Source organism: Pseudoalteromonas sp. A22 (assembly GCF_018141345.1).
GTDB lineage: Bacteria > Pseudomonadota > Gammaproteobacteria > Enterobacterales > Alteromonadaceae > Pseudoalteromonas > Pseudoalteromonas maricaloris.
Window position 1 is genome coordinate 778,693 of the sequence record NZ_CP047237.1, and the last position, 12,448, is coordinate 791,140.

9 protein-coding genes and 1 pseudogene are annotated in these 12,448 nt (G+C 44.4%); 7 read left to right on the forward strand and 3 right to left on the reverse strand.

The genetic code is table 11. From position 1 onward, the window contains the following. Positions 1-61 precede the first annotated feature (61 nt). Positions 62-1,321 (reverse strand): metallophosphoesterase, encoded by a 1,260-nt coding sequence (locus tag GSF04_RS03000; RefSeq protein ID WP_211856526.1) that lies wholly within the window; start codon positions 1,319-1,321, stop codon positions 62-64. Positions 1,322-1,483: 162 nt separating this feature from the next. After that, on the reverse strand, positions 1,484-4,273 hold the full coding sequence (locus GSF04_RS03005) for a TonB-dependent receptor (protein ID WP_211856528.1): 2,790 nt from the start codon (positions 4,271-4,273) through the stop codon (positions 1,484-1,486). 349 nt (positions 4,274-4,622) lie between these two features. On the opposite strand from GSF04_RS03005, the gene GSF04_RS03010 reads away from it, so the two are divergent. Together GSF04_RS03010 and GSF04_RS03015 are read left to right on the forward strand one after the other, a co-directional pair. After that, positions 4,623-5,531 (forward strand): diguanylate cyclase, encoded by a 909-nt coding sequence (locus tag GSF04_RS03010; protein WP_211856530.1) that lies wholly within the window; start codon positions 4,623-4,625, stop codon positions 5,529-5,531. Then, positions 5,531-6,523 carry a helix-turn-helix domain-containing protein gene (locus GSF04_RS03015; RefSeq protein WP_211856532.1) on the forward strand — a complete coding sequence of 331 codons (993 nt, stop codon included), beginning with the start codon at positions 5,531-5,533 and terminating at the stop codon, positions 6,521-6,523. Before GSF04_RS03010 ends, GSF04_RS03015 begins: the two co-directional genes overlap by 1 nt. Before the next feature lie 21 nt (positions 6,524-6,544). Here GSF04_RS03015 and GSF04_RS23270 read toward each other — a convergent pair. Next, positions 6,545-6,760 (reverse strand): annotated as a pseudogene (locus GSF04_RS23270) (hypothetical protein). Positions 6,761-6,919: 159 nt separating this feature from the next. On the opposite strand from GSF04_RS23270, the gene GSF04_RS03020 reads away from it, so the two are divergent. The 5 genes from GSF04_RS03020 to GSF04_RS03040 all read left to right on the forward strand — a co-directional run bounded on the left by GSF04_RS03020 (position 6,920) and on the right by GSF04_RS03040 (position 12,435). Continuing rightward, positions 6,920-7,369 (forward strand): hypothetical protein, encoded by a 450-nt coding sequence (locus tag GSF04_RS03020; RefSeq protein WP_211856534.1) that lies wholly within the window; start codon positions 6,920-6,922, stop codon positions 7,367-7,369. An 85-nt stretch (positions 7,370-7,454) separates the two neighbouring features. Beyond that, positions 7,455-8,285 carry a DUF692 domain-containing protein gene (locus GSF04_RS03025; protein WP_211856536.1) on the forward strand — a complete coding sequence of 277 codons (831 nt, stop codon included), beginning with the start codon at positions 7,455-7,457 and terminating at the stop codon, positions 8,283-8,285. After that, positions 8,278-9,063: a DNA-binding domain-containing protein gene (locus GSF04_RS03030; protein WP_211856538.1), complete on the forward strand. Its 786-nt coding sequence runs from the start codon at positions 8,278-8,280 to the stop codon at positions 9,061-9,063. The genes GSF04_RS03025 and GSF04_RS03030 overlap by 8 nt, the downstream gene beginning before the upstream one ends. 570 nt (positions 9,064-9,633) lie before the next feature. Further along, complete coding sequence (locus tag GSF04_RS03035; RefSeq protein WP_211856539.1) at positions 9,634-11,499, forward strand: S8 family serine peptidase; 1,866 nt, start codon at positions 9,634-9,636, stop codon at positions 11,497-11,499. Between the two features lie 93 nt (positions 11,500-11,592). Then, complete coding sequence (locus tag GSF04_RS03040) at positions 11,593-12,435, forward strand: response regulator transcription factor (RefSeq protein WP_211856540.1); 843 nt, start codon at positions 11,593-11,595, stop codon at positions 12,433-12,435. The last annotated feature ends 13 nt before the right edge of the window (positions 12,436-12,448 follow it).

The window sequence follows — 12,448 nt, forward strand, 5'->3', positions numbered from 1 at the left end:
TTAATCTGTATTTCACCCTTTTTAAATACTTAAAACCGCATGTTTATCGCCTGCTGATCCGTTACTTACTGCGGTGAGCGAAGCTAAAGCTATGCTCTGGCACCAGCTGACTGCTTAAATCGTTTGGTGTTGAGTAAAACGACACATTGAGCATGTCTTTTTGGTTGTCTAATTCGATATGCGCAAAACCCCAAGTAAAAGCTTTATTCCAGACTAGGTCGTACTCTGGATAACGCTTTTCTTGATAGTTAGCAAGCGGTGTATGCGTGCCACGCATTTTTGATGCGGCGCCGCTGATAATAAGTGGTAACTTAGGCTTTGTGTTTCCGGGGAGTACACGCGAACAGTCGTCCGTTAACAGTTCCAAATCATGCTCATGACCTGCGATATATGCATCTGCATACTCACATAGTTCGGGTAAGATTAAGCGGCGTAGCACATGAGCTTCATCGTACTTGGTGCCACCAATCGACCAAAGTACATGGTGTCCATATACAATTTTCCATTTTGCGGTTGAGTTTTTAAGCCCATTTGCAAGCCAAGCCAATTGCCTGTGATCTTCCCCATTGACAGGTTGCTCATGTTTTTCAATGTCTTCAACTTCGGCTTGACCACTCGCCAGTGCACTTGCCAGTCCCTGTTCACTACCATCCGGTTTTAGTGGAATTTCGTAATAATGCTGACCTGAGAGCAACATATTGGTATCAAGCACAAAAAACTCGACGTTATTGCCTTTCTCACCAAAGGTGTAGCTGTAATAACCTTTGCCATCCATATGAAAATTAGCTTGCTTAGCCATCCACTCGGTCTGTAATTTCACGCCGCGACGAGACGTCTTCCAATCGTGGTTGCCTAACGCTGAATACACAACCAACTCTGGGTTTTGAATAAGGAGTGGCTTTAGCGGTCCTAGAATCAAGTCATCCATACGCTTTTGGTCGTCTTTGCCATCGTTAGCCGCCGCACCGTCAGGATAGATATTATCACCAAGCTGAATAGCAAAGTCGCATGGCTTTTTCTCACACAAAGAGGCCATTGCCTGCCCAACCACCAACGCACCGGTTTCCTCCGTTGCGGTTTCGGTTCCCGGATAAACATAGATAGGCGCATGGTTGAACTCTTCGAGCGGGCGATGCTCTTCTAACCAATCCGCCTTTTCAGCAGCAATAAACTCGGCCCTATTTTTAGGCGATTTAATGTGCTTTGTTTTTGGATAATCTGGGTGATAGCCGCCATCACCAAAGGCCAGAAAGTTAATATTTTCCGCGGCTTGTGCTGCACCACTAAGCGCGAATAGTAAAGCTACTGATGTTATTTTCATTGTAATCGACACAGTGTTACCACTGCATCCTCCTGCATATAAATAAGGTGGGTGTCCTGCTAATACCTAAGATCCTAGCTCGATACGGTGGCTGTCCTTTTAATACATCCGCTTTTAATACATCTTTTTGCTTTTACAAGGACACCCACCTCTACTTCTCTCTTAGAAAGACGTTACCGTTACTCCAAGCTCAAATGAACGACCATAGGTTTCGTATTGGTAGTTGTAACGAGTGTCGCCTTGATAGATGCTCATCGGCTCGTCGGTTAAATTGATCGCGTTGAAATAAAGCTGAGTTTGCTCGGTATAAAAGTACTTCATGCTGAAATCGAGTTGCAGATGATCGTCTTGGAAAACGCGCTGCTTATTCTCTTCAAACAAAAAGCTTTTGCTCTTGAATGACGCACTTAACCTTGCGCTTATTTGGCTATTTTCATAACCAAACATCAGGTTGCCCACGGTGTCGGATTGGTTTGGTAGATTGTCATCAGCGTCAATAAATGTACCATTAGCTGAGAGCATCAAACCGTTTTGAAAGTTCTTCGTGTACGCAAGCTCCACCCCTGTCAGTTCAGCGGCGCCGCCATTAACGCTTTGAATAACTTCTTTATAGCCTTGCCACTGACCGTTATCTTGCACCTCGGCTTTGGCAATAAAATTATCGACGTTTTTGTGAAAAACGCCTGCGGATAACACGCCAATTGCGCCGGGGTAATATTCTACCGAGAAGTCATAGTTTGTTGACTTGTATGGGTCTAAGTCTGGGTTTCCGACTTCGGCTTTACGCTCAATTTCAACTTCGCCATCATCTTCTGTGGTCTCTGTTTCTATGATTTGAAATGCTGCTGCATCTTCAAAGCTTGGACGCGCAAGAGTTTGTGTATAGGCAAAACGAGTGATCAGTTTATCGCTGATTTCATAGCGTAATGTTAAGTTTGGTAATAAATGGTCGTAGCTATCTTCAACTTGCCATTGGTTGATCTCGACGCGTTCAACGTCATTCACTTCATCATTAATGAGTTCAACACGATTACCACTCGTTGCATAATCTGTGTCTTCGTATCTAAAGCCCGCAATAACATTGAGTTTATCAATGTCGACCGTCAGCATGGCATAGAGCGCGGTGACGGTTTCTTCACTGGTGTATGAGCGACCTTGTGTTTCAATGTCAGTTTCAAGCTGGTTTAGCTCAAGGGCACTGCGATTACTGTAGAAGTAGTCGCGGATCTGGCCGCGACTTAAACCCGGACCAAAGGCCCCAAGATCATACTCAGGCTCATTGGCGGCAAAGTCTTTCGCCGTTAGGTCATCAAAGCCGCCGTCATATAGTTTGGCGTCAACGCGGTTAAACTTTTCACGGTCAGCATATTTACCACCAAATTTAATTTGCGCATTGTGACCAAGTAAAGTGAAGTCTTTAGTTAAGTCCAGTCTAAAGCTGGTATTTTCATCTTCACTTAGGTTGTTCTCCCAGACAATTTCATCGATTTCAAAATTGCTAAGCTGCTGGGAAGCTTCATCCGCTGCAAGCGTGGGTGTCTTACCATCCAGTACATACCCTAGCGCAAAGTCTTCTCCAGCAAATGAGGTATCCAAGCGATTTGGCTCGCTTTCATCTGATTTCGAGTAGCCAATGCTGTATTCAATAAACCAATCCTGCACTAAGTTTTCGCCGCCCAAAACCACAGATAAAATGCTTTGCTCTTCATATCTGTCTTTGGTATCTCTATCCATTTCTGCACCCGAGAAATAGGCCGCATTTTGGCTTAGCTCATCGGCAAATACATCGCCTTTGTCAAACTTGTACTCATTGCGTTGACGAAATTCATCGTCAGAAAACTTGCTGTAGAGCGTGCGTAAGTAGTATTTGTTAAACCCTTTGTGATGCACATCAAGATTCAGTGCCGCCCCTAAACGCTCTCGCGTAATACGATAGTGGCGCTGTTCCATTTCCTCAGCACCAAAGAAGCTCACTTCTTCTCCTGAGTTCACATCGTCCATTTCTAGTTCCATCCAGCCGCCATCGGTTTCCATATTATGAGAACCAAACTCACGCTCAAACCAAGATACCGCCGTTGCAACCCCAACTTCCACCTCTTTGCCTGCGGCATAAATATCGGTGAAGCTAAACGACGCTTTTGGGCTGGTCTCGCTCACCTGTTCATTGTGTGACGCTTGTAACGTTACGCTGTAGCTCTGCCCTTCTCGGTCAAAAGCACTGAGGCTTTTTACTTCGATGCTACCGCCCACTGCTGATGCGTCCATATCCGGTGTGACCGTTTTGCTCACCTCTAGGCTTTGCACCAGTTCACTTGGGATGACATCCATCGCCACCGAGCGCACGCCCGCTTCAGGAGAAGGCACGTTGGCTCCATTGATGGTCACGTTGTTGAGATTTGGGTCGATCCCACGAATTGCCACAAAACGGCCCTCACCTTGATCTCGTTGAATAGAAAGTCCAGGCAGACGTTGCAGTGCTTCTGCTGCGTTTTGATCCGGCAACTGACCGATGGAATCCGCGCTGACGATCGACTTAAGTGATAGAGCATTTTTTTGTCGGTTTAGTGCTCCAGCTTGTCCGGCTCTTTGCCCTACAACAATAATATCGTCCATTTGGCCCGATTGAGAACCAAGCTGTACTTGAACATCGGTGACTTGGTTATCAATAATTGTGATGCTTTTAGTCACTGTTTCAGCGCCAAGATAACTTATCTCAAGCGTATAATTACCCGCGGGGAGATTAGTTGCCGTAAAGCGGCCATCGCGCTCAGAGATAAGGGTTCTGTCTAATTCTTTGATCACCACTTTTGCTCCTTGAAAGTGGCTTTTTTGCGATACGGAACTAACTTGCCCTGTTAGGGTGTTAGCATTTGCAACTGAGCTTAACGTCAGTCCAGCACAGATCATCGCAACGGCAGAAAGCGTAAAGCTTGTCGGTAGATTTTTTTTCATTATTTGCTCGCACAGGTTGAATAGAATTTTAGCGCCCCGCTAAAACGTCGCGGCTACCCTAGTGCGAAAACGTGACGCTTTTATTTCACTTGAGTGCGCTGCAGCCTTTAACAGGACGTTTATGCCGGCCGAACTCGTGAATTTGAGCCGATATGACCCCCAGCCCTTAGGATTTTGGCAACGATATTTAACCTGAACTCTGAATAATAATCGGTTTGCTAGCTGCTGCTATGCAAAAATGTTACGGTTTTTGTCATAAAAACATCGCCTTTACTGAGCTAAATTGACCCTATCAGCAGCAAGCGCAAATTTTTACTATATCGCTCTACATTTTGACTAGACAACAAACATGAAACTTCAGCCTTTTTTACTTCATCAATCGCGGTGGTTGCTACTAGTGCTACTCACACTGGTTGCCATTACCATCACGGCCTATACCTCAGTACTGCGACCACTGTCGGACGTCAATTGGCTCGATAGCCTTGGTGAAGGTGGCCTCACGCTGATGACACTGATTTGGATTGCGGTGACCTTGCTCACTCGACCAAAAGGACTCGTCACTAACCTACTGTTTGCAGGGTTGAGTGCCATGTATGTTTCTATGCTGTGGGATTTTTTGGATGAGCTCGTGGTATTCACGCCCCATTATTTAACCAGTTTTGAAGCGATCCCTGCTTGCTTTGGCATGGTGCTGATGAGTATTTCAGCCTTTTACTGGTATAAAGAACAAAGCATATTCAATCAAACCCTAATGAAAAAAGAGCGTTTTTATCGTGACCACAGCATGACCGACTTTGTCACCGGCCTCTACAGCGTTGAGTATATGCAAAATCAAGTTCGCCATGAACAATCCCGCCTTGCCAATGGCAATAGCCCATTTTGCTTAACACTATTCGATATATGTGATTTTTCCGCTTACGCTCGCCAGCATGGTATGCAAAAAAGTAATCAGTTACTGCGCGATATTGCCGATATGCTCTCTTTGAGCATGCGAGAGAGTGATCTGCTATGTCGTTTTGCAGCAGATAAATTTGTGGTCGTTCACCCACAAACCAACCATATTCAAGCCCAAGCTTTTGCCAACCGTGCGGCTGAATTTATCGCCCGCCATGCCAACTATGATGACGGTGAAAACCAGCCGCAATATAGTGCAGTGAGATGGAGCTGTATCGAAGTTGATGACAAACACTGTGAATTTGAATCTCTGATAGCAGCGCTTGTGAACGAGCTAAATCAGGCCAAGGAAGCTGCGGCTTAATGTCCTATTTTGAATGCCAAACAAAACAACTTGCGAGTCGCTACTTTGCACTCCCCTTGGTGGAGTTGGCTTCCCAGCGTGGTGTACATGCAGACGTCATTTTGAAAGGCAGTAAATTGTTTTATACCGATCTGCACGCTAATCCAACCTGCATTAGTTATGAGCAATTTGAAACAATAGTAAGCAACCTTGTCAGTCAGGCGAGCTGTCAGGAAGTCAGTTTTATTTACGGCCAATACCTACTTAATACGCTGATCAGTCTCCATGCCGAGCTGCTATTTAATTGCCACAACATACAGCAATTACTCAAAGTTCTACTGCTTAAAGGTTTGGATATATTGCCTTTTTACCACATTAGAAAACTCCAGACAGAAACAAGCTGCCATTTACTGTTTTCACCCGCCATTGCAGAAGGTAAGCCTGCGGTCACGCGATTTTTATGCGAAGCAATGGCAAGTCTTTGTTGTGGCTACCTTAAGTGGCGCAGCCCAGAAACCACATTAACATTGCAGTTTCCGTATACAAAGCCAAAACAAGTCGCGCAATACCTGAGCCATATACACCTAGCTTACAGCTTTGATCACAGTGATTTTGCCGTTGTAATGAGTAACCAAGCTTTAGCTCAGCGACAAGTTGGCACTTTTCCTTATTTAGTGGCGCGGCAGCTAAAGGCCTTGCCCTCACCACAGCGTGGATTTCTCGCCCAACTGCATCGCTTACAATTAAAATATCCTAAATATCATAGTGAGCAAATCGCCGAAATAATGGGCATGAGCGCTGCAACTTTTAAACGCAAACTCAAGCTACATCAGACTACTTTTATTAACGAAAAAGACAGACTGCATCGTCAACAAGCCATGTTTTACGTGACTGAGCAAGGCTATTCCAATGAACAAATTGCAACCGCTTTACAGTTTAGCGACATCACTAATTTTCGCCGCGCATTTAAGCGCTGGACGGGATTAACGCCTTCCTATTTTCGTAAGATTTAACTTTATCCCCCATTTTTTCTTCTACACTGAAATGGATCTTGCGGTTACTAGGTCTTTTATAACGTGACTGCGTTTCGATAATCCCAGGGGCTGCTTACCTTTGCTGTTTGATTTTCGTTCTCCTGAGTGAGTTTTGATCGCGGCGCTCGACTTGCCGCATAGTGGGCTAAGCTAAAGTTGAGCAACAAAGAACGAAGCACACTCAGGTGAACCCGAAGGGCAGCGCTTGATTGGCATTTCTACTGTGTTATCGCCAGACTTACATAGAACAACTATGCTACGCTGGCTCTGCCTTGTATAAATGGCAATCAAACTGCTGCAAAAACAAACTTGAAAGATAAGCAGCCCCTTGGCCGAAGCTAAGCACGTTAATAGATAACAAAGAGGATTAAAAACATGAAAGCATTAACTGGCGCTGCAATGGCGATGATGGTAGCGGGTTTAGTGGGTTGTAATAGCACAGAAAACAATTCTACAAGCGCACAAGCTGCGACAGCTGAAACAGATTTAGTGCATTGTTATGACGTCAATGTTTGTGGTGGACATAACGATTGTAAAACAGCGAGTAATGCCTGCTCAGGACAAGCTTCTTGCAAAGGCACTGGCTTTGTTGCCATGCCGAGCAAAGCGTGTAGTGATGTCGGTGGCAATCAAAAAGACGCTTGGGTTGGCAGTGTCGCAAAGGCCGACCTTGTGCACTGCCACGATGTGAACGTTTGCGGAGGCCATAACGATTGTAAAACCGCCAGTAATGCTTGTGCGGGACACGCTTCTTGCAAAGGGACAGGATTTGTCAGCATGCCAGCAAAGGCCTGTGCTGACATTGGTGGCAAAGCGGAAAGCTAATAAGCTTTAACCTCGGCGCGTGTTTATCTATCAAGCTTATTATTGCAATAGATAAACACGCACAATGCATTAAAAGAGCGCAATTATGTCAGTACCCTTTCTGGGTTTTGGTCTTGGCCTACGCACGTGTTATTTTGACGCCATTATCGACACCCGACCCCAAGTAGATTGGTTTGAGATTATCTCTGAGAATTACTTTGTCGACGGCGGCAAGCCTTGGTATTACCTCTCGCAAATTAAAGAGCACTACCCCATTGTGATGCACGGAGTATCGATGTCGATAGGCAGTACTTCGCCCCTAGATATGAATTACCTTGCGCAACTTAAACGCACCATCGCACGGGTTGAACCCGAATGGGTGTCAGATCACCTCTGCTTTAGCAGCTTAGGCGAATTTAATAGCCATGATTTATTGCCACTTCCCTACACTGAAGAAGCGCTGATACATCTCACCGCAAGAATCAATCAAGTACAAGATTACCTTGAGCGTCCAATGATCTTTGAAAATGTCTCAAGTTATTTAAACTACAAACAATCTGAACTGACAGAGTGGGCGTTTTTGAGCGAATTACACCAGCGTACCGGATGCCAGTTATTGCTCGACATCAACAATGTATATGTAAGCTCGCGCAATCACCAATTCGATCCAATAACTTACCTAAACGCCATACCAACACAAGCAGTCGCGCAAATCCACCTGGCCGGCCATAGCGATTTTGGGACCCATATTGTTGATACGCACGACCAACCAATTTGCGAAGAGGTATGGAGTTTATATCGACAATATACTCAAAACAGATCTCCCATTAACACCATGATTGAGCGTGATGATAACTTTCCTGAGCTCGCGGGATTGTTACAAGAGCTGAACTTGGCCAAAGGAATAGCCCCTAGCAGTTGGAGAACATATGGCTGATCTCGCCGCGCTGCAGCACGCCTTTATTGCAATGCTAAAAGGCGATGACAGCCAATTAATGGCTGAAATTGAATATCAAAGTGGCCTGAATGTCGCGCAACGTGCGCAAATATACACTAACGCTTACCACATCAGATTAAAAAAAGTGTTAGAACAAGATCACGAAATGCTTGGCTTTTATTTGGGTGATGCCCTGTTTGATGAGATGTTCTCGGGCTATCTACAGCACTTTCCTTCACGTTCGACCTCATTGCGCCAGTTTGGCGACGCGCTTCCTGAATATTTAAGCCAATTTGAGCCATTTAAGCTCTACCCTATTCTCACTGAAATCGCACAATTTGAACGTACATTACTCAGTGCATTTGACGCAGAAGATGCGCCTCAATTGGGACTTGTGCACCTACAAAAAATTGCAGCAGCACAATTTCCAAACTTGCAGTTTACTTTTCACCCCAGCGTTCACTTATTGGGATTTACACATAATGCGGTCGACAGCTGGCAAGCGTTAAAGAACAGTACAGCAGTCCCAGAAGTGTCGACAAAACCGAACTACTGGGTACTTGCCCGAGAGCGCGATATGCGCACTGGGTATCACTCGTTAACGGAAGCCGAATTTGCTTGTCTACAAAGCATGAAGAACGCACTGCCGTTTAGTTTTGTCTGTGAATATGCGGCTGAGCAAAGTGATGATTTAGCACAAGGCACAGCAATGGTGATGCAGTTACTGCAAAAAGGGCTTAACTTGGGATGGTTTAGTGGCTTTAAAGTTGCTATATAACCGCGATATTCAACAAAGCGGCATAGAAAATGAGGGTCTAAGAGTAGTAAAAGCTGTATCAACCAGGTTTAATAATAAGCATGGTTTTCACCTTGATTGGCTTTGTCCTTGTTTACAATTCAAAAGTCAAAAACCAAGCTTAAATGTAAAGATAAATTAACAAAAAGTCACATACTCTATACTCATTTGGAATTTTTTCAGCCTATTTATTCCTCTTGCCCTGTCGCGTTACCCCTTTCTAAAATCAAAATTAACCAACTGTATTTATTGATAATATATAAAGAACAAGGATAAACCTCTCGCTTATTTGGTCAGCTAACCTATGCATTAAAAAACATATTGTAAATTTTTTTTGTATTTTTTGTTTATTTTTTAAGCTTTACTTCTATCCTAGTGTAACCAGTCGAAATTATGTGCAATTTTTATTTAGCTGGCGTTGTTCATCACCTCAAAACAAACGCAATCAAGCGTTGAACTTTGGTGAATAACGCGTCTACAGCAGCTAGATAAGTTCATAACCTTGAGATTGGTAAACACAATTAAACAAAACAACATGCAAGGAACAACAAAATGCGTAAATTAAGTGCTATTAGTTTTGCAGTATTAGCGGGTTTGACCTCAGTCAACGCACAAGCCGCTAAAATACTTAGCGTAGAGTCAAACAAAGCAATCGATGATCAGTATATTGTGGTGTTCACAACACCTTCTGTTTTAAATGTCAAAGACAGTAAAGCGGTTGCAGCCTTCGCTAATAAGCAAGCTAAAGCGTTACAGAATAAACATAACGTAAGCATTACAAAAGAGTTTGGTGGCGTGCTAAACGGTGTGGTGATTAATGCATCGGCAAAGCAACTAAAAGGTCTGCTTAATAACCCAAATATTGACTATATCGAACAAGACCAAGTGGTTACAGTGACCCCTGCTATCACAGCAAGCGGCGACCAAGCAAATCCAACTTGGGGTCTAGATCGCGTCGATCAACGTAATCTACCGCTAAACTCAAACTACCATTATGATTTTGATGGCACTGGCGTAACGGCCTATGTTATCGATACGGGTGTTCGCATTAGTCACAATGAATTTGGTAACCGTGCATCACATGGTTATGACTTTGTTGATAATGACAATGATGCAACAGACTGTAACGGTCATGGTACCCATGTTGCAGGCACAATTGGTGGCGGTGAATATGGGGTAGCGAAAAACGTCAATATCGTTGGCGTAAGAGTATTGGGTTGTAACGGCTCGGGTTCATATTCAGGCGTTATCTCTGGTATCGATTGGGTTAAAAACAATGCATCAGGCCCATCCGTTGCTAACATGAGTTTGGGTGGTGGCGTTTCTCAAGCGGTTGATGACGCAGTGAACAACGCAGTTGCCTCAGGCGTTAGCTTTGTTGTTGCGGCGGGTAATGACAATAGCAATGCCTGTAATTACTCACCAGCACGTGCAGCCAATGCAATCACTGTGGGTTCAACCACAAGCAGCGATGCCCGTTCTAGTTTCTCAAACTATGGTAACTGTCTAGACATTTATGCACCGGGTTCAAGTATTACTTCTGCTTGGTATAACTCAGATACATCAACCAATACCATCAGCGGTACTTCGATGGCTGCTCCGCACGTTGCGGGTGCTGTTGCGCTATATTTGGATGAAAACCCAAGTCTAAGCCCGTCACAAATTGATAGCTTGCTGAGCCAACGCTCATCAAAAGGTAAAGTCTCTAACCCACAAAGCGGTTCACCTAACGAGCTACTTTATACACTAGCTGATGGCACTGATCCGGACCCAGATCCAGATCCAATCACAGAGCTAGTTAATGGCCAAGGCGTCAATGCATCTGGTGCATCTGGTCAGCAAACCTTCTATAAGTTGGTTGTTCCAGCAGGTGCTAGCACGCTGAACTTCTCACTTGCTGGTGGTACTGGCGATGCCGACCTGTATGTACAGCAAGGCACTCAGCCAACACTAAATAGTTACGCTTGTCGCCCCTATCAGGATGGTAACAATGAATCATGCGATTTCACCAATCCGACTGCTGGTGATTGGTATGTGATGCTAAATGGTTACGCTGCGTATGCAAATGCGACCCTCACAGGTACTTACTCATCTGATCCAGGAGGCTGTGGTAGCAATTGCTTAGAAAATGGCATCCCAGTAAGTGGTTTAGCTGGTGCATCCGGCCAAGAGTTGCAATACACCATTGATGTTCCAGCGAATGTAACCTTGACAGTTGCAAGCTCTGGCGGCTCTGGCGATGCAGACTTGTATGTTCGTAAAGGTGCGGCACCTACGACATCAACCTATGATTGTCGTCCGTTCTTAAATGGTAATAATGAATCTTGTAGTTTAAGTTCAGGCCAAGGTGCAACCTATTACATCAAGTTGCGTGGCTATTCTAGCTTCTCTGGCGTAACACTTGTTGCAAGCTATTAATTAGCTTTATTACAAATAAATCTCATTTCGTTTGGGGTTTATTGAAAAAACAAGTACAGTGGTGGCTCGTTTGAGCCACCATTTTTGTTTTTAATGAGTATTGTATTAGATCTCTACAGCCAATTATTACATCAAGGGTTTTATGACCATGTGTCTGACGGTGAACTACACACCGAAGTGCCGCTCATCTGTAGTAGTATCTCGCAAGTAAAACTCGATGGCATTATTTACCATCGCACTGCGCAAACTGCGGCGATGATGCCTGAAAACTATGGTAGTTTGATCCTTATCTCTGAAGGAAATGGTTGGTGGCTGACTGAGCAATCCTTGCAGCGTGCTGATCTAACACAGTTAATCTATCTTGAAGCAAATCAAAAACATGTCTTTCACCTTCCTACACAATATCACGCCGTTAGCTTCAACTTTCCAATCAATTGGCTCGTAGCTCGAACCGGCAAGCGGCTTTTGCATGGACAAGCGCTGACAATTCCCTCTGGTCTATCAACATTATTCAAAAGCGCCTTAACCGCCACAACGCTAAATTTAACAGCGGCAAAATGGCTTGAAGATGAAATTGTACTGCAGCTAAGTGCTTGCCAGCCGACTCAATTACCAAGGTCGCCGCTGGCGGAGTTAAAACGGCTCATCTCTACACATGCAAGTGATGAAGCATTTTGTATCGATATGCTTTGTGAGCACTCTGGCTGGTCAAAACGTTATATTCACAAACTCTTTGCCGCATCTGATCTGAGTGCCAGTGAATATCTGATCCGCACTAGGCTCACTCACGCTTATTTTGAGTTACTCAATAGTTCCGCATCATTAAATCAAATTGCTATTGATAGCGGATTTAAAAATCAGGCGCACTTCAGCCGCCGTTTTAAGCAATTATTTTCTCTTTCACCTAAGCAAATTTCACAACGAGTGCACTCTTAGACAAAACTGAACC